Genomic DNA, 23,873 nt, shown 5'->3' on the forward strand with positions numbered 1-23,873 from the left:
TATGTTCAACAGTATAGATCAGTTGGTGGAAACGGCAAACAGTGAACAGGAATCAATTGCCGATGTTATGATCAGCCAGGAGATGGAAGTGACAGGCCGCTCTTACCTTGATGTATATAAAGATATGGAGAGAAATCTGGAAGTGATGGAATCTGCAGTGGAAGAGGGCATTGCGGGTGTCACAAGCACTACAGGGCTGACAGGGATGGATGCAGTCAAGATGAAGAAGTACATCGAAAGTGGAAAGGGCCTGAGCGGGGATCTCACGCTTTATGCCATTGCCCACGCAGTCAGTACGAATGAAGTGAACGCTGCCATGGGTAAAATCTGCGCAACTCCGACGGCAGGATCCGCAGGTGTTGTACCGGGCGTATTGTTCGCCATGAAGGAGAAGCATGACGTCTCCCGGGAGGACATGATCAAATTCCTGTTTACTTCAGGTGCCTTCGGTTTCGTCGTGGCGAATAATGCAAGTATTTCAGGTGCGGCCGGCGGCTGCCAGGCGGAAGTGGGCAGTGCCAGCGCCATGGCGGCGGCCGCCCTTGTCGAAATGGCCGGCGGCACACCGGCTATGAGCGCCCATGGTTTTGCAATCGCTCTTAAAAATATGCTCGGGCTGGTCTGCGATCCTGTCGCAGGCCTGGTGGAAGTGCCCTGCGTCAAACGGAACGCTGCCGGCGCAAGCAACGCACTGACGGCCGCTGATATGGCACTCGCTGGAATTGAATCGAGGATTCCGGCGGATGAAGTTGTGGAAGCAATGTACAAAATCGGTCTCACCATGCCTTCGGCACTGCGTGAGACGGGCCGCGGAGGTCTTGCGGCTACACCGACAGGGGAACGTCTGAAACAGGAAATCTTCGGTGGCCAGTAATGGTGGCGATGTATCAGGTCATAACTCCTGAGAAACCAGTCGGAATCTTAAAAGGTGTGGGTCCGAAAGTGGCAGAAAAGCTGATGTCCATCGGGATTGAAACTGTCAATGACGTAGTATTCCATATTCCGAACAACTATGAGAACCTGAGCGTCATGAACCTGAATGATGCTGAAAATAATGATAAGGTCACGGTTCAGGGCACTGTTAAAACAGAGCCGGCCCTTGCCTGGTTCAGAGGCGGCAAAAACCGTCTGACAGTCTTTATGGAAATCGACGGCATATATGTGAAGGTCATATTTTTCAACCAGCCCTATCTGAAAGATAAACTGATCATCGGGGAAGAAGTAAGACTGTCCGGAAAATATCTGAAGCATAAGTTGGAAATCAATGGCCAGCGTCTGATATTCGAAGCGGGAGAAGGTTTCCGTGTGAAATATCCGATGGGCAAAGTCATGCACTCAAAAACATTCAATAAGATTGTCGCCGAAGTGTTCCATGCATTTTCATTCAACTATGATCTGCCTGAGGCGGTAAAAAGCAAATACCGTCTGCTGTCAGTAAGGGAAGCTTTGAGGCTGATCCATTTTCCGAAAAGCCAGCATGACATCAAAGAAGGCCGGCGCACCATCAAATTTTATGAGCTGTTCATGTTCCAGTTGAGACTGATGGAGAAGAGGCAGGAAGAGCGTGTCAGAAATGAGCGCTACATCATTGACTATGACATTGATGAACTGAAAGCATTCATAGACACCCTGCCGTTCGATCTCACAGGGGACCAGAAGAAATGCACGAATGAAATATGCCGTGACCTGAAACAGAATGTTTCCATGCACCGGCTTCTCCAGGGTGACGTAGGGAGCGGTAAGACGATTGTTGCAGGCATCGCCGCATATGCGGTGAAGACGATCGGCGAGCAAACGGCCGTGATGGTGCCGACGGAAGTATTGGCAAACCAGCATTACCAGTCGTTCATCGATACATTCGGCGGCCGTCTCACGATTGCCAAACTGACCGGTACGACAACCAAAAAGGAAAAGATGGAAATCGTGACACGGCTTGAGTCAGGTGAAATCGATCTGATTATCGGCACACATTCTCTGATTGAGGATGACGTCTATTTTGACAGACTGTCATTGATCATTACCGATGAGCAGCACCGTTTCGGAGTCAATCAGAGGAAGAGACTGAATGATAAGGCACATCGCAAGAACGTGCTTTATATGACAGCGACGCCGATTCCGAGGACACTTTCAATCACCACGTTCGGTGACATGGATGTATCCATCATCAGGGAAATGCCGAAAGGCCGCAAACCGGTTGAAACCTACTGGCGGCGCTACGAAGAAGTGGAAGAAGTAATAGCGTCCATCGCTGCAGAAGTCAAAAAGGGGCACAACGCCTATATCGTAGCCCCGCTGATAGAAGAATCGGAGACGCTGGACTTGAAGAATGTCCAGGAAATCTACCAGATGTTCCTGGATTATTTCGGCGAAGAACAGGTTGAACTTGTGCACGGCCGGATGAAATCTGCAGAGAAAGCGGAGGGTATGGGCCGCTTCGAACGGCTTGAGAAACCGGTTCTTGTATCGACGACAGTGATCGAAGTCGGCATCAACGTGCCGAATGCCACTTATATGGTTATCTTCAATGCCGAACGTTTCGGCCTGTCCACACTCCACCAGCTGCGCGGGAGAGTGGGACGGAGTGACAGGCAGAGTTATTGCGCACTCGTCAGCGATCCGAAAACTGAAAACGCAAAACAGAGGATCGATATCATGACTTCCACGACTGATGGATTTGAACTCAGTGAGCAGGATCTGGAAATGCGGGGGCCGGGTGACTACTTCGGTGTCAGACAGAGCGGACTGCCGGAATTCAAAGTCGCGGACCTTGCCGAGGATTACAGAATACTTGAGCATGCACGCCTCAGTGCAATAGAGCTGTCAGGAGAAATGAGGAAAAACGCATGAGATTATTTCTAAGATTACTGGGGATTATCCTGATGCTTTCGGCTGTCGTACTTTTCTTCTGGCAGGATATCCGGGAGTTTTTCACCGACCGTGTCAATGACCGCATCATCGAAGCCTACCGGGACGGAGACTCGTCAGTCGAAGTCGGGCAGCTGGAATCGATGATCACCGGCATCAGTACAGACGGAGGAGACCCGGATGCGTCAGATGGTGTCTCCGGTGAGCCGGACGCTGCACAGTCAGGAATCAATATCGGGGAAGGGATGGCCGGAGTCCTGAAAATCGAATCGGCCGGCATCAATGAGCCGGTGTTCAGCGGACCCGTGACGGAGGAAAAGATGCGTAACGGTGTTTCTTTTGTCAATGACACCGATCATCTAGATATGCAGAACATACCGATTGCCGGCCACCGTGTAGAAGGTGCGGGTATCCGGTTCAACTATCTGGACCGGGCGTCGGTCGGCGACAGGATTGAATTCATTACGGATGAAGAGACGCGTCAATATGAAATAACGGATATATTCGATGTCAATCCCTCACAGGTGGAAGTGATGGACCAGCGGAAAGGGCAGCCTCAGCAGCTCACGCTCATCACCTGTGAAGACTACAATCCTGACACACTCCTTTTTGAAAAGCGGATGATCGTAAAAGCGACAATTACAGACTGAAAGTTAAAATGGTTACTTCTTGAAAGAAGCAGCCATTTTTTTATGAAGTTTATACTGATTTCAATTGAAATCAGAAAGGCACTTATATATACTGATGTTAGTACCAACTACTAAATGAGGTCATCATATGGCAAGATATAAGAAAAAAGAGCGCCAGGAGCTCCTTTTGGAGAAAGTGTCGACGGATCCTTTTCTGACGGATGAACTGCTTTCCGAAATGTTCGAGGTCAGTATACAGACAATCCGTCTGGACCGGCTTGAATTGAACATACCTGAACTCAGGGAACGGATCAAACATGTTGCAAGAGAAGAGACGGAAAAGATCCGGAGCCTCTCATTACAGGAAGTCATTGGTGAAATAATTGATATAGAACTGAACAGCCATGCGCTGTCCCTGTTTATAGTGGAGGACGGGCATGTATTCCAGAAGAATAAAATTGCGCGGGGACATTATCTGTTCGCCCAGGCAAATTCGCTGTGCGTGGCAGTGATTGATGAGCCCCTCGCATTGACGAAGTCCGCAGACATCGAATTCACAAGACCGTCAAAGCTTGGTGATAAAGTGATTTCCAAAGCAATGGTGGAGAAAATGGATGGTCATACGGCGATAATCACCGTCACATCCAGAGTGGATCAGAAGATGGTCTTCAAAGGACGATTTGAAATGTACTATACAGATGAAACAGATGAAGGTGAAAAAAATGGTTAAAGTTGCAGTAGATCTAATGGGCGGCGACAATGCTCCCGGCGAAATAGAAAAGGGTGTTCTGGCTGCTGTAGAGGAAAATGAAACGCTGCAAGTGAAATTGTACGGGATGAAGGGAGCCTACACGGGCGATCATCCGCGTGTTGAATTCATCGAGGTCACAGAAAAGATAGAATCCGATGATGATCCTGTCCGTTCCGTAAAAAGAAAGAAGGACAGTTCACTGGTCAGAGCATGCAAAGCTGTCAAAGACGGTGAAGTGGCAGCATGTGTATCGGCAGGGAACACAGGAGCACTGATGAGTGCGGGTCTGTTCGTTGTCGGCCGCATCAAAGGCATCGAGCGTCCTGCCATCGGCACCCTGCTGCCAAGCATTGACGGCAAGGGGATGATGCTCCTTGACATGGGGGCCAATGCCGAGAACAAACCCAAGCATCTGGAACAGTTCGCTGTCATGGCTGACATCTATATGCGTGAAATTGCGGGCCGCACAAACCCTGCAGTGGGACTCATCAATAACGGCAGTGAAGAAAACAAAGGCAGCGAACTGACGAAGGAAACGTTCAAACTGCTGAAAGAAAGCGATATGAACTTCATCGGTAATTTCGAAACGAGGGATATCCTCTCCGGAGATGCAGATATCGCAGTGACGGACGGATTTACCGGGAACGTCGTCCTGAAGACGATTGAAGGGACGGCCTCCGCACTCATGAGTGAAGTCAAGGATGTATTCCTGAAAAGCACCAAGAACAAAATGGCGGCAATGGTTCTTAAAAACGATTTTAAAGCAGTGAAAGATCTGCTGGATTACCGGCAGTACGGTGGAGCACCGTTGCTGGGCCTGAACGGCAATGTACTGAAAGCACATGGTTCCAGCGACTCCGTGGCAATCGTCTCCGCCCTCAGACAGGCTGAAAAAATGGCGGCTTCCAACGCCATTGAAAAAATCAAAGAAAGAATCGAGGAGAATGCATGAAACGACTGATACTATTCCCGGGCCAGGGTGCCCAGTACAACGGGATGGCCAAAGACATCTATGAATCATCCTCAGAAGGCCGTACGGTCCTGGATGAAATATTCATGAATGTGGATTTCGATCTGAAATCCATCATGTTCGAGGAAGACACACGGCTGAACCAGACTGAATATACACAGCCTGCACTGTTCGCACACAGCCTTGCTGTGCTTGCAGCTGCCGGCATCAAAGGCGACATGGTCCTCGGCCACAGCCTCGGTGAACTGCCTGCGCTTGTCCATGCAGGAGTACTGAATATACAGGACGGCATCAAAATCGTCGCCAAGCGCGGTGAACTCATGAGCAAATCGGAAGGCGGCGGCATGGCTGCCGTCATCGGTATGGATCTCACTGACCTGCAGGCACTCTGTGATGATCTCTCGACAGAGACGCGGCGTGTGCAGCCGGCGAATCTGAATGCACCCGATCAGACGGTTGTGTCCGGTGATGCAGCGCTTGTGGAGGAATTCGCGGCCAAGGCAAAAGAGAAAGGGGCAAGACGCGTCATGCCGCTTAACGTATCGGGAGCATTCCACTCCCATCTGATGGACGATGCAAAAAAAGAATTCAGTGATTTTGTATCCGGAATCGAGTTCAGTACACCGGTTATCCCCGTGATTCAAAATGTTTCAGCCAGGCTTGAAACAGATCCGCAAGTCATCAAAGCGCAGCTTATAGAACAGATCACAAGTCCTGTACGCTTTACAGAATGTGTACAGGCGGCAGTGTCGGCCGGGACCGGATCCGCGGTTGAAGTCGGACCGAAGAAAGTCCTGAGCGGCCTGATAAGAAAAATCGACCGTTCCGTGAGCACGAAGAATATCGATACGATGGAACAGGTAAAGGAGTTTCAAAATGAGTAAAATAGCATTAGTTACCGGCGCATCTCGCGGAATAGGGAAAAGTATCGCGCTCTCGCTGGGTAAAGAGTATACTGTTATAGTGAACTATTCCGGTTCCAGGGAAAAGGCCGAGGGCGTGGCTGATGAAATCAACAGTGAGGGCGGCACGGCCGAGGCATATCAGTGCCACGTACAGAACTACGATGATGTCAAAGCGATGATCAAATACATTACTGACACATACGGGTCGATCGACCTTGTCGTCAACAATGCCGGAGTCACCAAAGACAACCTTCTCATGAGAATGAAGGAGGATGAATGGAACCAGGTGATAGATGTGAACCTAAAGGGTGCATTCAACGTCATCCAGAGTGTATCCCGGCCGATGATCCGCCAAAAGGGAGGGAGGATTATCAACATCTCAAGTATCGTCGGTTCGCTCGGCAATCCTGGTCAGACAAACTATGTCGCTTCCAAAGCCGGAATCGACGGCATTACCAAGTCTGTCGCGCGTGAACTTGCACCCAAAGGCATCACAGTCAACGCAGTGGCGCCCGGGTTCATTGAAAGTGATATGACAGATGTTCTCTCCGATGACATTAAAGAACAGATGCTCGGCCAGATACCGCTGAATCATTTCGGTACAGTGGACGATATATCGGAGACTGTGAAGTTTCTTGCATCCGGCTCCGCAAAGTACATTACAGGCCAGACAATACACGTCAACGGCGGTATGTACATGGGGTAGGACCTATGCTATTATTGGAGGGAGGTGAATTTTGATGGCAAACTTTGATAAAGTAAAAGACATAATTGTCGACAAACTTGGTATTGATGAAGAGAAAGTGACGAAGGAAGCATCTTTTAAAGATGACCTTGGTGCAGACTCTTTAGATATTGCTGAACTAGTTATGGAACTCGAAGACGAGTTCGAGATGGAAATTCCAGATGAGGAAGCTGAAAAGATCAATACAGTAGGCGACGCTCTTAATTACATTGACAAACTAGAAGCAAACTAATTATAAAATCCACTTTCCGGAGTGGATTTTATTTTTGTATGAAAACTTTTATTCGAATGAATATTCATTTAGAATAAGATGATGGGAGTGAGTGTTATGGAATTCAAAGAGATGGAAAATATAATAGAAAAAGATGCACATGCCAAAACAGGGCTTGCGGCATTCCGCAGGGAGTTCGTGGGATTTCTGGAACGGACAGGCATTGTGATCAATGATGAAGCATTATATGTACAGGCATTTATGCACAGCTCATACATCAACGACCTGCAGCTCAATAAAATCTACAATAATGAAAGACTGGAATTTCTCGGCGATGCAGTACTAGAATTGATGGTTTCAGACTATATATACAGCAGGTTCGATCAATTGCCCGAAGGTGATCTGACAAAGTTAAGAGCCAATATCGTGTGTGAACCCTCACTTGTAGTATTCGCCTCCAAACTGCGCATGGAACCACTCATCATGCTCGGCCGGGGAGAAGAGAAAACTGGTGGAAGAAAACGGCCTTCCATCATATCCGACACTTTTGAAGCATTCCTCGGCGCCCTGTATCTCGATCAGGGGACAGAGTCTGCGAGGAAGTTCCTGGAGGCATTTGTCTTCCCGGAAGTGAAAGATGCAAAATATAATGCAGCAGTGGATTACAAGACTGCACTGCAGGAGCATATGCACAGGAACTACAGGAAGTCGGTTGAGTATAAGCTGATTGAAGCGACTGGTCCAAGCCATGACAAGACTTTTGTCACAGGCGTATATATGGACAGCCGGCTGATCGGAAAAGGGTTTGGACGTTCCAAGAAAGAATCCGAACAGCGTGCTGCTGAACAGGCATTAAGTGAAACGAATGGCGGGGAGAACCACTGATGGTATATTTGAAAGCGATAGAAGCCCACGGCTTCAAATCATTTGCGGATAAAGTGAATATAAAATTCGATTCGGGTGTTACGGCAGTAGTCGGCCCGAATGGCAGCGGAAAAAGTAACATCACCGATGCAATCCGCTGGGTACTCGGTGAGCAGTCTGCACGGAGCATACGCGGTGTGAAGATGGAAGATGTCATCTTCAATGGCTCATCCGGCAGAAAGTCGATGAACTATGCCTATGTACGCCTTGTCCTTGATAATCAGTCCAGGAAACTTTCGGTTGGTGAAGACACAGTGAACATCACACGCAAGCTGTACCGGAACGGCGACAGCGAATACTATATCAATGACGATAAGTGCAGGCTGAAGGAGATCAATGAACTTTTCCTTGATTCCGGTCTCGGGAAAAATGCTTATAACATCATTTCCCAGGGCGAAGTGGATGAAGTGCTGAAGGCGCGGCCGGAACAGCGCAGGAACCTGATTGAAGAGACTGCAGGCGTGATGAAATATAAGCTCAGAAAGAAAGAGTCCGAAAAAAGGCTGGAGGATACGGCGCAGAACCTGAGCCGTGTAAATGACATCATCCAGGAGCTCGAATCCAGAGTGAATAAACTGGAGCGGGAGAGCGCGAATGCCAAAGAATATCTGGCCCTGAAAGAAGAAATAAGCCGCAGTGACATCGAAGTGACCGCCTATGATATCAATGCACTCATGACCATTCTCCGGACGGAGGAAGAGGCTTATGAGGAAATTGAAAAGAAGGCGGAGGACTGCCGGGCAAAACTCCAGCAGATGGAGCAGAAGATGTCAGAGCTCGGATCGGCCAGGGACAGGCATGACAGTAAAAACAGGGAACTGAACAGCAGACTGGTGGAGCTGTCCAGACGTCTCGAGAATACGGGCGGCCGCATCGAACTTTACAAAGAACGCAAGAACAACAAAGGCCAGCTTGTAGAGGAACTGAAGGTCCGTCTGTCGGAACAGCAGGCGAGAAAGGAAACGCTTGCGGCCAAAGCTGATGAAGTGGACCGGACGGCTGCATCTTTGAACGAAACTGCATTAATGCTCAAAAAATCCCTGTCGGATACGGATGAACAGAAAAAGTATCTGACCAAAGACCGGGGTGACGAGATCGAAAAGCTCAAAGACAGCTATTATGATCTGATGGTCGAGAAGACAACGCTTGAAAACGACCAGCGCCGTGAAGAATCGGAAAAATCCCGTCTGGACGGCAGTCTCCGTCAAAAAGAAGAGAGACTCGCTGCGCTCAGAAATGATTACGATACAGAAAAATCGGAGCATGATGCACTGGTTGACAAGAAAGAGAAGACAAAATCAGAACTCGCTCATGCCAGGGAAAAATATCTTGATGAGAAAAGAAATCTTGCAGAACTCAATCAAAAATATGATGCAGAACGGGAGAAGCTCCATAAGGCGAACCGTTTCATCGAACAGCAGTCATCAAAACTCGAAATGCTCAAAAATATGCAGAATGAATATCGCGGCTATTATCCGGGTGTCCGGGCGATATTAAAGAATCGCGATAAGGTGTCCGGTGTCCGCGGCTCTGTCGGGGAATTGATATCAACAGAGAATTCATATATGGTCGCCCTCGATACTGCTCTTGGTGCACAAGCACAGAATATCATCATGGCAACCGAGCAGGATGCCAAAAAGGCAATCCGCCACCTGAAGGAGAAAAAGAGCGGTTTTGCTACATTTCTTCCGATGGACGTCATCCGACCGAGATCACTTTCAGGGGATATAAGGGCACAGGTTGAAAATGCTGAGGTTGAGGCCAGGGTGATGGCTGATATTGCCGAGGCAGATCCGGATATCAAGGACGTTGTAGACCACCTGCTCGGGACGACAATCGTCACTAAAAACATTGATGACGCAGGAATATTGGCACGCTCGATCAATCACCGTGCGCGCATTGTCACAATGGACGGCGAAACGATTATGCCTGGCGGTGCGATGAGCGGGGGTTCCAGAAATACAAAGAACTCCATCATCGAGAGCCAGAGGGACATGGCGGAAACAGAAGAGAAACTTGCAGAGTACAAAAACAAGCTCGAACACATGAAAGACACTGTTAAAAAGCTGGGCGGAGAAGTTGCCGGTCAGATGGAGCAGCTATCAAAACTCGAAAGCACCGGTGAAACTCTCGCTGAAAAGCACGAACAGACAGAATCCGCTGCAGACCGTCTCGGATATCAGCTTGAAGCAAAAGCGGAAACCATGGCAGTGCTCGAAGAAGAGCTTAAATCCCTCGGACATGTAAATGAAGAACGAGATTTTGAGGGACTGATCAAAGAAGCGGAGGACAAGCTTCAGAAGCTGGATGAGCACATCCGCATGATGAGTGCTTCGGATAAGGATAAGAAGCAGAAGCTTGCCCTCCTCACTGATGAAGCTCATGAGATTGAGCGGGAATATACAGCTGTCAGGGAACGCATCAGCCATAACAGTGCCGAAAAAGAAAGGCTCGGTTCCGAACTGCATGACGTCCAGGAAGCAATCGAAGAAACAGAAGCTCAGCAGCGGCTGGTGGCAGAAGACCTCGGCGGCATGGATCTCGATGCTCTGGAAAAAGAGGAGCAGGAACTGACTGCAGAAGTGGAGAAACTGTATGCTGAGACTGACGAAGTCTCCGGACTGCAGCATGAAATCAGGAAAGAGTATAATTCAATTGTTGAGGAACGGGACAGGACTTCAAAAGAATTGGAGGAATGTCAGGAAACATTACGCAATCATACAGGGAAAAAAGAGAAATTAGATGTTAAAATAGAACAGAAGATCGAATATCTTTCCGAAAATTACAAGATGACCTATGAAAAGGCGCGGGAAGAATATGATGATTTCTCGGATATCGATCAGAAACGCATGAAGATTTCACTCAACAAGAAGAGCATCGAAGAACTTGGGCCTGTGAACCTTGGTGCAATCGAAGAGTTCGACCGCGTCAATGAACGCTATCAGTTCCTGAAAAGCCAGGAAGCGGATCTGCTTGAAGCAAGGTCGACCCTGCTTGAAGTGATTGGTGAGATGGATGAGGAAGTCTCTGTCAGGTTCCAGGAGGCGTTCGAACAGGTGAACGAGCATTTCGGCAATGTGTTCAAAGAGATGTTCGGCGGGGGCCAGGCGGAACTAAGACTGACGGATGAAGATAATTATCTGGAGTCCGGCGTGGAAATCTATGCCCAGCCTCCCGGCAAGAAATTGTCGTCCCTTTCGCTGCTTTCCGGAGGAGAGCGTGCACTGACGGCAATCAGCCTTTTATTCAGCGTGTTGAAAGTCCGCGTCAGCCCGTTCATCATTCTGGACGAGGTGGAAGCGGCTCTGGACGAATCGAATGTTCTGCGCTACGCGCAGTATTTGAAACAGCTGGCGGTAAATACACAATTCATCGTCATCACACACAGAAAAGGTACAATGGAACAGAGTGACCGGCTGTTTGGTGTGACGATGCAGGAACGCGGTGTCAGCCAGCTCATCAGTGTAGACCTTAAGAACTATGAAGAAAAAGTGAGAGAGGAAGAGACGGTGTGAGCTTTCTTAAACGATTAAAAGACAGATTCCAGCCGAATAAAGAAAAAGAGGCAGAGGAACAATCGGCAGAAGCACAGCATGAGAAACTCGATGACGGCCTCATCAGCATTGAAGCGTTTGAAGAGTGGGAACAGGAACAGATCGGCTATAAATTCAAGGCCGGCCTTGAAAAAAGCCGCGAGAAATTCCAGAATGAAATCAATGAACTGATGGCACGCTATCGTACTGTCGATGAAGATTTCTTTGAAGCTCTGGAGGAAGTGCTCATTTCCGCCGATGTCGGCTTCAATACCGTAATGGAACTGACAGATGAACTGCGCCATGTGGCAAAAGTGGAAAATATTACGGATACTGCGGACTTGAAAGAGACGATCGTTGAAAAGATGGTTGAAATCTATGAACGGAATGATGATCTGCCGGAAACGGTCAATATTCAGGAGCAGGGGCTGACAGTCATTCTTGTCGTCGGTGTAAACGGTGTCGGCAAGACGACGAGCATCGGTAAGCTTGCCCATAAATATAAGCAGGAGGGCAAACAGGTCATGCTTGCCGCCGGAGATACTTTCCGAGCGGGTGCCATCAACCAGCTGAAGGTATGGGGTGAGCGTGTCGATGTGGATGTCATCAGCCAGTCGGAGGGAAGCGATCCGGCAGCTGTCATGTTCGATGCAATCAATGCAGCGAAAAAACGCGGCACAGATGTGCTGATATGTGATACGGCAGGCCGTCTTCAGAATAAAGGGAATCTGATGAATGAACTTTCCAAAATGAAAAATGTCATTCAGAAAGTGGTGCCGGAGGCGCCGCATGAATCTCTGCTTGTACTTGATGCAACGACAGGACAGAATGCGCTGAGCCAGGCGAAAGCTTTTAAAGAAGTGACAGACGTATCCGGCATCGTTCTTACGAAGCTTGACGGGACGGCCAAGGGCGGCATCGTACTTGCGATTAAAAATGAACTCGGCATTCCGGTCAAATTCGTCGGTCTCGGCGAACAGCTGGATGATCTGCAGGAATTCAGTGCAGAGAATTATGTATACGGCCTGTTTGCTGATATGATATCAAATGCAGAGGAAATAGATGATTCTGCAGAGGATGAGGTATAATGACAGAAGAACTCGAACGCACAATGCGGATGAATTATCTTTATGATTTTTACAACTCGCTGCTGACGGATAAGCAAAGACGGTACATCGAACTTTATTATCTGGAGGATTTTGCGTTCAGTGAAATTGCGGAAGAACTTAAGGTGACACGGCAGGCGGTTTATGATAATCTGAAGCGCTCGAAGGATCTTCTGGAACACTATGAGGAAAACCTCGGTATGTACAGGAATTTCAAATCAAGAAACGAACTTATAAATCAGCTTAAAAATAAACTGGATGAATCTGCCGACTCTGAAACAGGGGAGATTCTAAACCGGTTGGAAGCATTGGATTAGGAGGAACATATATGGCTTTTGAAGGATTGGGAGAACGTCTCCAGGCCACCATGGACCGCATCAAGAGCAAAGGCAAGGTGTCCGAAACGGACATTAAAGTGATGATGCGCGAAGTGCGGCTTGCCCTGCTCGAAGCGGACGTTAACTTCAAGGTGGTCAAGCAGTTCATCAATCAGGTGAAAGAACGTGCGCTCGGCTCTGACGTCATGCAGTCGCTGACGCCGGGACAGCAGGTCATCAAGATTGTAAAAGAAGAACTGACTGAACTGATGGGCGGGGATAACCAGAAGATTAATCTCAGCCAGAAACCGCCGACTGTCATCATGATGGTCGGCCTGCAGGGTGCGGGTAAAACAACGACTGCCGGTAAGCTTGCACTGCATTTAAGGAAGAATTTCAATAAAAAACCGATGCTTGTAGCAGGTGACATCTACCGTCCGGCAGCAATCGACCAGCTTGAGACGGTGGGGAAACAGATCGATGTCCCCGTATTCGCCCTCGGAGACCAGGTGAAACCCCAGCAGATCGTCACTGAAGCGATGGCGCATGCCAAGGCGGAACATCTGGACACGGTGATCATCGATACTGCCGGCCGCCTGCATATCGACGAAGCGCTGATGGATGAACTCAAGGACATAAAAGAAATTGCATCACCTGATGAAATTATGCTGGTCGTCGATTCCATGACGGGGCAGGATGCCGTGAATGTGGCTGAATCATTCAATGATCTGCTCGATATCACCGGTGTGACACTGACGAAGCTTGATGGGGATACACGCGGCGGGGCAGCATTGTCCATCCGTTCCGTAACTGAAAAACCAATCAAGTTTGCAGGTATGTCCGAGAAGATGGACGGACTGGAGACATTCCATCCGGACCGTATGGCACAAAGGATCCTCGGCATGGGAGATGTAATGTCCATCATTGAAAAAGCACAGTCGACCGTGGATGAAGATGAGCAGAAAGTGCTCCAGCAGAAGATCAAGGATCAGAGCTTCACCCTCGATGACTTCCTTGAACAGATGGATCAAGTGAAGAACCTGGGACCGCTTGACGAACTTCTCAAAATGATGCCGGGAGCGAACAAGATCAAAGGTCTCGACAAAATGCAGATGAGCGGCAATGAAATCGATCACGTTCAGGCGATCATCCGTTCTATGACTATGGAAGAACGTGAGAATCCTGCGAAGATCAATGCAAGCCGCAAAAAACGTATTGCCCGCGGATCCGGCCGTACACTGCAGGAAGTGAACCGACTGCTTAAACAGTTCGGTGAAATGAAGAAAATGATGAAGCAGATGACCAGCCAGAAGGGCAGGAAAAAGAATTCTTTCGGCAATATGGGACTGCCATTTTAATTTCTCGAACCTGTAAAGAGAAAAGTCTTTACAGGTTTTTGTTTTTCTGTTATAGTTATAAAAGTGAAATTGAGATATAGAAAGGAGTTACCCTACCAATGGCAGTTAAACTAAGATTGACACGCATGGGTTCTAAAAGAAATCCTTACTACCGTATCGTAGTTGCAGATTCACGCAGCCCGAGAGACGGTCGTATCATCGAACAGATCGGATCCTACAACCCAGTGTCCAAAGATGAAAACAATGTAACGCTTGATGAAGAAAAAGCGCTTGAATGGCTGCAGCATGGTGCGAAACCAAGTGATACAGTTCGCAACATCCTCAGCAATAAAGGTATTATGGAACGTTACCATAATGCGAAATTGGGGAAGTAATCCCATATGAAACAATTATTGCAAACAATTCTTGAACCGATGCTGGAACATCCTGAGGTACTTAAAATCGAGAGTGAGGAAACTAAGTATAATGTTTCCTATAAGATTGAAGTCCATGAGGACGATGTGGGCCGGGTGATCGGCAAACGCGGCCGCGTAATCAAAGCGGTGCGCACTATTGTGTCAGGCGCAAACCATGGCAGTTCAAAGAAAGTGTTTGTTGATGTAGATTAGGCACACCGGTCGGTGTGTCTTTTTTATTCATAACGAATAAATGATGAAGAGGTGCAGCTGATGAAAATTAATATCGGGCGATTGGTGAACTTTCACGGCGTACAGGGGGAAGTCAAAGTACTCAGTGACTCGGATTTCACTGAAGAGCGTTTTGCCACCGGAGCCGAAGTTGAGATAAAAGGGGAAACTTTTATCATTGACGGCTACCGTACGCATAAGAATTTCCATATGCTGAAGTTCCGCGGGGTGAGGAATTTGAATCAGGTGGAACATCTTAAAGGTGCCGAGCTGCTGCAGGAAGAGGATGCTGTGGAATTCGAACTCGGCGAAAATGAATTCCACTACCAGGAAATCATTGGATTGGATGTGCTGATTGAGGACACTCTGGAGAAAATCGGCCGCGTGAAAGAAATATTCGAAACGGGCGCGAACGATGTATGGGTTGTAAAAGGTGACAGGGAATATATGATTCCCTATATCGAAGATGTGGTAAAAGTGGTCGACCTGGAAAATTCACGGGTTATCATATCTCCACTGGAGGGGATGCTCGAATGAACATCCATTACCTGACCCTGTTTCCCGAAATGTATGAAGGGGTGCTGAATACGTCCATATTGAAGCGGGCGAAAGAGAAGGGTATCGTCGATTACAATCTCATCAATTTCCGCGATTATTCCGAAAGCAAGCATAACAAAGTGGATGACTATCCATACGGCGGCGGTGCGGGCATGGTCCTTAAGCCTGAACCGGTATTCAACGCCATGGATGCACTCGATCTCGACAACCCGCGTGTCATATTGATGTGTCCCCAGGGCAGGCCGTTCGATCAGAAAATGGCGGAATCACTCAGTGAAGAAGAGGACATCGTCTTCATCTGCGGTCATTATGAAGGATATGATGAGCGCATCCGGACTCTTGTTACGGATGAGATTTCAATCGGAGACTACGTCCTGACCGGCGGCGAGCTTGCCAGCATGACGATGACCGATGCTGTCGTCCGTCTGATTCCGGGAGTACTGAGCCGCGAAGAGAGCCACCAGGAGGACTCATTCTCCACAGGGATGCTCGAGCATCCGCATTATACACGTCCAAGGGAATACCGGGGCATGGAAGTGCCGGAAGTACTGCTTAACGGCAACCATAAACTGATCGAAGAATGGCGTCATGAGCAGAGTCTCAAACGTACCCGCGAAAGACGGCCGGATCTTCTGCGTGATTAGATGATATCTGCAGATTTTTCATGAAAGCCGTTGAAAGCATCCTGCGATTATGGTAATATTATACGAGTGTCTGAGGACACACATACACAACAATCCGCTGCTATGTTGGGCAAGATAGTTGGAAGAAGGAGAAGATAATTATGTCACAGGAACTAATTAATGAGCTGACAAAAGAGCAGCTGAAAACAGATCTGCCGGATTTCAAACCTGGTGATACAGTACGTGTACACGTACGTATCGTTGAGGGAAGCCGTGAACGTATCCAGGTCTTCGAAGGTGTTGTAATCAAACGCCGTGGCGGAGGCATTTCCGAAACATTCACAGTGCGTAAAATCTCTTACGGTGTAGGAGTGGAGCGTACATTCCCTGTACACACGCCAAAAATCGAGAAACTCGAAGTTACTCGCCGTGGCCGTGTACGTCGTGCGAAACTTTACTACCTGCGTAACCTGCGTGGTAAAGCAGCACGTATCAGAGAACTCCGCTAATAGATTAGAGGAGGAGAACCTTCACAATCCTTTTGGATTGAGGAGGTTCTTTTTTATGTTTTTATGGGTGTCGATGAGGGAGGATGCGATGCTCTGCAGGGCAATGATTCCGGATCACTGATATGGAGAAGGTCTCTGCAGGGCGATGATTCCGGATCACTGATATGTAAAGGATCTCTGCAGGGCAATGATTCCGGATCACTGATATGGAGAAGGTCTCTGCATGGCGATGATTCCGGATCACTGATATGAGATCACCACACAAAGCCGGAGGATCTTTATTCAAAAATAAAAAGCACGAAACCGTCTCGGTTCCGTGCCTTCAAATCAACTTCTTTTGCTCAATCCGCCAATAAACTTCCTCACTCCGAAAAGATCAATATAGACGAATGCACCAATCAGCGAAATAAGGGAAATAGCCAGCGTCAGCCAATAGTAAGGCGGAGTGTAACTGATCCTGATGGATGTGTCTTCAGGATTCACTTCAAAGCCTGTCATGAGGTAATTTGCCCGGAAGGCTCCGAGGTCCCCGCCGGCATTGCCGGTCGCTGTCACACCATCTCTGTACATGATTGGAACGGTTGCAAGTCCGGAATGTCCCTCTTCTATCTTTATTTCATATGAATTCGGGTGTTCAATTACTTCGTGGGGCATATTCTCTGAATTACTCGCCGCTTCCAAAGTGCTGTAGTCTTCGATGTAGACAGCCTGGAGATCGACCGCATATTTCCCGGAAGAGAACTGGATCGGAATTGTTTCATCCAGTTCTGCGCGGTAGAGGAGGTCATCGGCATATGTACGGTACTTGCTTGTTGCAAATAACCGGTCATTCTCATAGCCGTCGACGTCGACTGTGAACCGCTTCACCGGATCGATCAGTTCAATATGCAGTTCGATATATACCTCTTCGTCTCCTGCAGGTGCATCAATCACTTCGTCAAAATTAAGCCGCAGTCCACCGCCGTCATCATGGACCTCAAGGATGCGGCCGTCATAATCGGCATTGAAGGAGGTGATGCCGATATCATCCAGAACATTCTCAGGAGAAGGCATTCGGCTGTCCGCCTCATAAGCATCTGTGACAATCCCATTCAGCATGGCATGTTCCCGCTGCATCGGGTTGTCGAGGTCATCAGGGTCATAGATGTTGTTGCTGAAACGTATGAAATCAAGCGGCAACCCGTTTTCGTAAATGGTATAGGTGCCGTCTGTCAGAACCGGTTCGAATTTGGATGGAATGCGGCCTTCCTCATTCTCACGCATCATATAATCCGCCTTCATCAGGGAATAAAGGTTGCTCCTCGACTGGAACGACGCATACCGGCTGATGGATTCATGCGGGAAATTCACTTTCAGGTCATTATAGTAAAAATCGATGATCTCGCCGGCTATGATGCTGGAGTACATGCTGGTCCCGCTGAAACCCATGTACATCGGTGTATTGTCCTGTTCTCTGACTCTGTAGTCTATCTTCTGTCCGGCGGATTTCATGTCCTTGATATGATCGATATTGTACTGCTGCAGTTCACTCCGGTAGTGGTTGCTGTTGATGTAGAACAGATGGTTCCTGTCGGTGATGCCCGGATGATAGATTTCCGCCTCGGTGTGTGAAGCACTGACTGTCATCGTGAAAATGACAACCAGTACAGCGAGTGTCATGATGACTGGTCTGCGCTCTTTATTTGTTGATACAATAATCAATCCGGCAAACTGGACTATTGGCACAAGCCACAGCCAGATCACCATTTCCTCTGCTATCCAGACCGAGAGCCCAAGAATGATATATACCGGAATCATGCTCAGCACGTACGTTTTAAGCGGAACGTGTTTCAGGTTTGCGAGATACTGCGCGATCAGCACCGCATGGAAGAAGACGAGCATATAATGCCAGCGTTTCTGCGGCTGCTGGAATCCATTGAAGAATGTATCGATATACGGTGACAACGTGAACAGCATGAACACAATGGTCAGGATGGCGAATAATTTATAGAAATATTTCTTGTACAACACCGGGGTGAACAGTGCCTGTACAGCTAGAAACAGAATGACGATCAGATAATTTTCATAAAAGATGTTATCCTGCGGTCCGAGTTCGGCAATGAAGGGCACCTCCACGAGGTATTCACGGGAATCATTGTTCAGGAACCCGCGGACGGCATGGAAAAATGCAACAGTGGAAATGCCGAAACCGATGATCGCCGAAGGGACGGAAAGTTTGAGGGCCTGTGCCCTCGGCAGGTCGTCTTCGCGCTTCGCCAGCAGTCTGATCACGAAGTAGACGACCGAGATGATCAATTGGAAATAGGCGAAGTAGAAATTGTTGATCAGAGTCAGGGCGACGGTGAATACAAAAAGTCCGGGCCTCCCTTTTCTCATCAGCATCTCCAGGGCGAATAAAGTAAGCGGCAGCCAGATGAACACATCACTGAAAAAAGACCAGTAGACCGTAAATCTGAAATAAGTGGGCGATGCTGCAAAGATGAAGCCGCCGAGTATTGCATAAACAGGTTTTACGCCGATGACTTTCAGGAATTTATAAGTGAAGAATATGATGGCGAATGTCTTCAGTATGGATATGAAAAAACCGTTGAAAGCCCAAAATTCGATTGTTCCCGTATCATAGCCGAATAAAAACTCGCCGATACTGACAAAAACAATGTTGATATGATAGATCACATTCGTTGAATAGTAATAGGCGAGATCTGTATAAAAATCTCCCCCCAGTCCAAAATCCGTATCAAAGAATAAAGTGCCTTCCTTGAATTTCTCATAAAGATAAAGCTGCATCGGCAGCATCTGTTCCAATCCATCGTTGGCGCCTGTCATGAAAATCTTCTGCTTCTTATCATCCGGAGCGATGAGACGCCAGAGCACATAGGCATGTGAGAATACTGCCAGTACAGCAATGATCATTAAATATCTGGATTTTTTCAGCAGTCTGATCAATTTCTCCATTTTCAAACCTCTTCATCCTTGAGTACCCACCGGGTAATTGTATATGTTACCGGAACGGTGACAATCAGCACCGGCAGGGGTGCTATAATTTCATTCCAGCTGAATATGCCGACAAACACGAACAGCAGCAGAGTCTGCATGCCCATATTGACCACCTGGGTAAGCGGGAACTTCAAAAAACTGGACCAGGCTGGTCTTACCCTGTAGACGAAATGGCAGTTTAAAAAGTATGAGATGATGAACGCCAGTACGAAACCGCCAAGGTGCGACAGCATATAGGGCAATCCGGACCATAGAAATGCAGTATAGATTACATAATAATTCAATGTATTCAAAAGGCCGATGATGATGAAGCGTGAAAATTCATTATTGAAGCTACTTGGTCTCATGGAAATTTTCCTTTTGCCGGGTCTCAAAATCCGATTGTTCGCGGACGATGAAGTTCGGCCTGTTTTTGGTTTCGATGTATATCCGGCCGATGTATTCCCCGATGATGCCGAGGGAGAACAACTGCACGCTGCCGAGCAGGAGCAGACTGGCAATGATTGTAAAGTAGCCGGGTTCATCCACGCCGGATATCATAATGTTAACAAAGATATACAGAATATATGCAAAGGATATCAGAAGGACGATCAGGCCCAGATGGAAGCAGAGGCGCAGCGGTCTGTGATTATACGCACTGATGCCGTCGATTGCGTAATCGACGAGTTTCAGCGGGTTGAACCCTGATTTTCCCGACGAACGGTCGACATGGTTGAATTCAATGACTTTCTTATTGAATCCCACCCATTCGAAAATACCTTTGGAGAAGCGGTTATTTTCACTGAGCAGCAGTATGGCATCAATCACTTTGCGGGAGATCAGGCGGAAATCACCTTCCCCGTCGACGAGCCGGACAGTGCTGGTGCTGTTCATCACCCTGTAGAACATATTTGCCGGAATGCGCCTCATCAGAGGCTCGCCTGTCTTATTACGCTTGGCAATCACCTGGTCATATCCCGCTTCGAAGTGCGCGGCCATTTCCGTGATCAGGGAAGGCGGATGCTGCAGGTCGCCATCCATGAGGATGGCCGCTTCCCCCCGGGCTTTTTCAAGGCCGGCGATGATTGCAGCTTCCTTGCCGAAGTTTCTGGAGAAGGAAATGAACTTGATATTCGGGTCATGTATGTCCTTGATCTTCTCCAGTGTATCATCTGTCGATCCGTCATCGATGAAAATGATCTCATAATCTCTTTCCAGAACCCGCATCACCGCCTGGATTTCATCATGCAGAACAGGTATGTTCTGCGATTCATTCAGTACAGGGACAATGATTGATAACATATCTCCACCTCCTGATGATTTATTAAATGGTGATTGTATTATATAATATGAAAATGAATTAATGAACTATAAGGAACGGAAGTGAAGACAATGAGTATAAACTGGTTCCCGGGCCATATGGCCAAAGCGCGCAGGGAAATAGAAGAGAATTTGAAGAAGATTGATGTTGTCATCGAAATACTGGATGCACGGATTCCGGCTTCAAGCCACAACCCTATGCTCGATGAAGTGACAAAAGATAAGCCGAGAGTCGTCATTCTGAATAAAAAAGACATGGCAAGTGAAAGTGAGACGAAATCATGGATTTCAAAGTTTCAGAAAGAAGGGAAGCATCCGGTTGCAATCAACGGACGGGATAATCAGATCATCCGCAAAATCGAGCCGCTTGCGGTCGAGGCAACCCGGGAAATGTTTGAGAAGATGGAACGTAAAGGCATTAACCGCAGAGCCATCCGGGCGATGATCATCGGTATTCCAAATGTCGGCAAATCGACTGTCATCAATAATATTGCGAAGAAGAAGGTAGCACAGACCGGAAATACGCCGGGAGTGACGAAACGCCAGCAGTGGATCAAGGCGGGTACACGCATGGAGCTCCTGGATACGCCGGGTATACTGTGGCCGAAGTTCGAGGATGAGGAAACCGGTAAAAAACTCTCGCTCACCGGGGCAATCACAGATCGTGTAGTCCCTTTGGACGAAGTGGCGATCTACGGCATGAACTTCCTGCTTGAGCATGACAGGGAGACTTTCAACGGATTCTACAATGTGGACGCCGGTCCGGATTCTGATATTGTCGAGATTTATGAATCAATCGGCAGATCCCGCGGACTCAAAGCGGGCGGGAATGAAATTAATTATGAAGCAGTCACAAACCGTATCATCTACGATATCAGAAATGCGAAAATCGGACGTTATACATTCGATCGGACGGTGGAATGATTGAAATCTGTATGGGAAATCGCCGAAGAGATCGCCCGCCTCGGCACCCTTGAAGAGATTGAAAAGTGCGGTTACGGGGCCGATGCAAGAAAAGGTGTCGTAAATGCGATTGAAAAACAAAAGCGGAGAATAGCAAAAGAGCAGAAACTGCTCGATAAATACGAAAAGATGAGCAGCTACGAGCAGAATCTCAAACCGGGATGCAGATACATCGCGGGAGTTGACGAAGCAGGACGGGGTCCGATTGCCGGAGAGGTGGTGGCTGCTGCGGTGATACTGCCTGACGGATTTTTATTGCCGGGGCTCGATGACTCAAAGAAACTTTCACTTGAAAAGCGCGAAGCATTCAGGGAGATCATCATGCGGGAAGCGGATTACGGTATCGGCATCGCAAGTGTCGAGGAGATTGATAAACTGAATATTTATGAAGCCTCAAAGCTTGCGATGCGGCGCGCCGTGGACAATCTGAACCTCACGCCCGGCCACCTGCTGGTGGATGCGATGACCATTGATATGGGCATTGATGAGACGCCGATCATAAAAGGGGATGCGAATTCTGTTTCCATAGCAGCAGCGAGCGTCATCGCTAAAACCACGCGGGACATGATGATGAAGGATTATGACGCACAGTATCCCGGGTATCATTTTTCGAATCATAAAGGCTATGGGACGAGAGAACATCTGGCAGGTTTGGAAAAATACGGAGTCTTGCCGGTGCACCGGAAAACATTCGAACCGGTGAAAAGTTTGATTCTTAAACAATAATTTGATTTCTTCAGTTTACTTTGATGAAATCCTTTTCTATAATTGAGTGGTAAGGTTTAAAAAAGTCTTAGGAGGATGAACATGAATATCCATGAGTATCAAGGGAAAGAAATTTTTCGCTCCATGGGCGTAGCTGTGCCTAACGGCAGCGTTGCATATACACCTGAGGAAGCAGTGGACGTTGCAAAAACGCTCGATTCTGATGTGTATGTCGTAAAAGCCCAAATCCACGCAGGTGGACGGGGAAAAGCCGGCGGTGTTAAAATCGCTAAATCAATTGATGAAGTAAGGGAATATGCCAAGGAACTGCTCGGCAAAGTTCTTGTTACACATCAGACCGGCCCTGAAGGTAAAGAAGTCAAACGGCTTCTTATCGAAGAAGGCTGCGATATCCAGAATGAATACTACATCGGTTTCGTAATCGACCGTGCAACTGACCGCGTCGTTCTGATGGGGTCTGAAGAAGGCGGTACGGAAATCGAGGAAGTAGCTGAAAAGACACCGGAAAAGATCTTCAAAGAAGTTATCGATCCTGTAGTCGGCCTGATGCCGTACCAGGCGAAACGTCTTGCATTCAACATCAACATCCCTAAAGAGTCCGTTAATAAAGCGGCTAAACTCATGCTTTCTCTATATAAAGTATTCACTGAGAAAGATTGTGCAATCATGGAAATTAACCCGCTCGTATCTACTGGTGAGGGAGAAGTCCTTGCATTGGATGCGAAAGTCAACTTTGACGAGAACGCATTGTTCCGCAACAAAGATGTTGTAGAACTCCGTGACCTCGATGAAGAGGATCCAAAAGAAATCCAGGCTTCCAAATATGATCTTTCATACGTTGCTCTTGATGGAAACATCGGCTGCATGGTCAACGGTGCCGGTCTTGCAATGGCGACTATGGACACTATCAACCACTTCGGTGGAAATCCTGCCAACTTCCTGGACGTAGGGGGCGGCGCGACGACTGAGAAGGTTACTGAAGCATTCAAAATCATCCTTGGTGATGAAGGTGTTCAGGGAATCTTCGTAAACATTTTCGGCGGAATCATGAAATGTGATGTCATTGCTGAAGGTGTCGTAGAAGCAGTTAAGAACGTCGGTCTTGAAATTCCGCTTGTCGTCCGTCTTGAAGGTACAAATGTTGAGAGAGGCAAAGAAATCCTCGATAATTCAGACTTTGACATCATCCCTGCAAGCACTATGGCGGAAGGCGCTCAAAAAATCATTGAAGCGGTCAACCAAAATAAATAATAACGGA

General features: G+C 47.9%; 24 protein-coding genes. 21 read left to right on the forward strand and 3 right to left on the reverse strand.

Annotated features, from left to right (window positions below):
- Position 1 precedes the first annotated feature (1 nt).
- From sdaAA to rplS, 18 genes are all read left to right on the forward strand, one after another.
- Complete coding sequence (gene sdaAA / locus BM271_RS01835) at positions 2–874, forward strand: L-serine ammonia-lyase, iron-sulfur-dependent, subunit alpha (protein WP_046789938.1); 873 nt, start codon at positions 2–4, stop codon at positions 872–874.
- Positions 874–2,847 (forward strand): ATP-dependent DNA helicase RecG, encoded by a 1,974-nt coding sequence (recG, locus tag BM271_RS01840; protein WP_052749842.1) that lies wholly within the window; start codon positions 874–876, stop codon positions 2,845–2,847. Before sdaAA ends, recG begins: the two co-directional genes overlap by 1 nt.
- Positions 2,844–3,515: a class A sortase gene (locus BM271_RS01845; protein ID WP_046789939.1), complete on the forward strand. Its 672-nt coding sequence runs from the start codon at positions 2,844–2,846 to the stop codon at positions 3,513–3,515. The genes recG and BM271_RS01845 overlap by 4 nt, the downstream gene beginning before the upstream one ends.
- A gap of 127 nt (positions 3,516–3,642) precedes the next feature.
- Positions 3,643–4,224: a transcription factor FapR gene (gene fapR, locus BM271_RS01850; RefSeq protein WP_046789940.1), complete on the forward strand. Its 582-nt coding sequence runs from the start codon at positions 3,643–3,645 to the stop codon at positions 4,222–4,224.
- On the forward strand, positions 4,193–5,197 hold the full coding sequence (gene plsX, locus BM271_RS01855) for a phosphate acyltransferase PlsX (RefSeq protein WP_234960370.1): 1,005 nt from the start codon (positions 4,193–4,195) through the stop codon (positions 5,195–5,197). Before fapR ends, plsX begins: the two co-directional genes overlap by 32 nt.
- Complete coding sequence (gene fabD, locus BM271_RS01860) at positions 5,194–6,099, forward strand: ACP S-malonyltransferase (RefSeq protein ID WP_046789942.1); 906 nt, start codon at positions 5,194–5,196, stop codon at positions 6,097–6,099. Before plsX ends, fabD begins: the two co-directional genes overlap by 4 nt.
- Entirely contained in the window at positions 6,092–6,826 is a 735-nt protein-coding gene (gene fabG, locus BM271_RS01865) for a 3-oxoacyl-[acyl-carrier-protein] reductase (RefSeq protein WP_046789943.1), read from the forward strand. Before fabD ends, fabG begins: the two co-directional genes overlap by 8 nt.
- A 34-nt stretch (positions 6,827–6,860) precedes the next feature.
- Positions 6,861–7,097, forward strand: a complete 237-nt coding sequence (locus BM271_RS01870) for an acyl carrier protein (RefSeq protein WP_046789944.1) — start codon at positions 6,861–6,863, stop codon at positions 7,095–7,097.
- A gap of 111 nt (positions 7,098–7,208) precedes the next feature.
- Complete coding sequence (rnc, locus tag BM271_RS01875) at positions 7,209–7,961, forward strand: ribonuclease III (protein ID WP_046791465.1); 753 nt, start codon at positions 7,209–7,211, stop codon at positions 7,959–7,961.
- Positions 7,961–11,515, forward strand: a complete 3,555-nt coding sequence (gene smc, locus BM271_RS01880) for a chromosome segregation protein SMC (protein ID WP_046789945.1) — start codon at positions 7,961–7,963, stop codon at positions 11,513–11,515. The genes rnc and smc overlap by 1 nt, the downstream gene beginning before the upstream one ends.
- Positions 11,512–12,621: a signal recognition particle-docking protein FtsY gene (ftsY, locus tag BM271_RS01885; protein WP_046789946.1), complete on the forward strand. Its 1,110-nt coding sequence runs from the start codon at positions 11,512–11,514 to the stop codon at positions 12,619–12,621. The genes smc and ftsY overlap by 4 nt, the downstream gene beginning before the upstream one ends.
- Positions 12,621–12,956: a putative DNA-binding protein gene (locus BM271_RS01890; RefSeq protein WP_046789947.1), complete on the forward strand. Its 336-nt coding sequence runs from the start codon at positions 12,621–12,623 to the stop codon at positions 12,954–12,956. Before ftsY ends, BM271_RS01890 begins: the two co-directional genes overlap by 1 nt.
- 11 nt (positions 12,957–12,967) lie before the next feature.
- Complete coding sequence (gene ffh / locus BM271_RS01895; protein ID WP_046789948.1) at positions 12,968–14,314, forward strand: signal recognition particle protein; 1,347 nt, start codon at positions 12,968–12,970, stop codon at positions 14,312–14,314.
- Between the two features lie 98 nt (positions 14,315–14,412).
- Positions 14,413–14,688 (forward strand): 30S ribosomal protein S16, encoded by a 276-nt coding sequence (rpsP, locus tag BM271_RS01900; protein ID WP_046789949.1) that lies wholly within the window; start codon positions 14,413–14,415, stop codon positions 14,686–14,688.
- 6 nt (positions 14,689–14,694) lie between these two features.
- A complete protein-coding gene (locus tag BM271_RS01905; protein ID WP_046789950.1) occupies positions 14,695–14,922 on the forward strand; it encodes a KH domain-containing protein in 228 nt (75 codons plus the stop codon).
- 60 nt (positions 14,923–14,982) lie between these two features.
- The gene (gene rimM / locus BM271_RS01910) at positions 14,983–15,477 is read left to right on the forward strand and encodes a ribosome maturation factor RimM (protein WP_046789951.1); all 495 of its coding nucleotides are present in this window, start codon (positions 14,983–14,985) and stop codon (positions 15,475–15,477) included.
- Positions 15,474–16,142, forward strand: a complete 669-nt coding sequence (gene trmD / locus BM271_RS01915) for a tRNA (guanosine(37)-N1)-methyltransferase TrmD (protein ID WP_046789952.1) — start codon at positions 15,474–15,476, stop codon at positions 16,140–16,142. The genes rimM and trmD overlap by 4 nt, the downstream gene beginning before the upstream one ends.
- A 140-nt stretch (positions 16,143–16,282) precedes the next feature.
- Positions 16,283–16,630: a 50S ribosomal protein L19 gene (gene rplS, locus BM271_RS01920; RefSeq protein ID WP_046789953.1), complete on the forward strand. Its 348-nt coding sequence runs from the start codon at positions 16,283–16,285 to the stop codon at positions 16,628–16,630.
- 327 nt (positions 16,631–16,957) lie between these two features.
- Here the strand turns inward: rplS and BM271_RS01930 are convergent, their stop codons facing one another.
- From BM271_RS01930 to BM271_RS01940, 3 genes are read right to left on the reverse strand one after another with little or no spacing between them, the layout of a single operon-like run.
- Entirely contained in the window at positions 16,958–19,585 is a 2,628-nt protein-coding gene (locus tag BM271_RS01930; RefSeq protein WP_046789955.1) for a YfhO family protein, read from the reverse strand.
- Between the two features lie 2 nt (positions 19,586–19,587).
- The gene (locus tag BM271_RS01935) at positions 19,588–19,974 is read right to left on the reverse strand and encodes a GtrA family protein (protein ID WP_046789956.1); all 387 of its coding nucleotides are present in this window, start codon (positions 19,972–19,974) and stop codon (positions 19,588–19,590) included.
- On the reverse strand, positions 19,961–20,908 hold the full coding sequence (locus BM271_RS01940; RefSeq protein ID WP_046789957.1) for a glycosyltransferase family 2 protein: 948 nt from the start codon (positions 20,906–20,908) through the stop codon (positions 19,961–19,963). Before BM271_RS01940 ends, BM271_RS01935 begins: the two co-directional genes overlap by 14 nt.
- A gap of 90 nt (positions 20,909–20,998) precedes the next feature.
- On the opposite strand from BM271_RS01940, the gene ylqF reads away from it, so the two are divergent.
- From ylqF to sucC, 3 genes are all read left to right on the forward strand, one after another.
- Complete coding sequence (ylqF, locus tag BM271_RS01945) at positions 20,999–21,850, forward strand: ribosome biogenesis GTPase YlqF (RefSeq protein ID WP_046789958.1); 852 nt, start codon at positions 20,999–21,001, stop codon at positions 21,848–21,850.
- Entirely contained in the window at positions 21,851–22,615 is a 765-nt protein-coding gene (locus BM271_RS01950) for a ribonuclease HII (protein ID WP_046789959.1), read from the forward strand. It begins immediately after the preceding gene.
- A gap of 81 nt (positions 22,616–22,696) precedes the next feature.
- Entirely contained in the window at positions 22,697–23,866 is a 1,170-nt protein-coding gene (gene sucC / locus BM271_RS01955; RefSeq protein WP_046789960.1) for an ADP-forming succinate--CoA ligase subunit beta, read from the forward strand.
- Positions 23,867–23,873: the final 7 nt, after the last annotated feature.

Source organism: Salinicoccus halodurans, from assembly GCF_900114445.1.
Classification (GTDB): Bacteria; Bacillota; Bacilli; order Staphylococcales; family Salinicoccaceae; genus Salinicoccus; species Salinicoccus halodurans.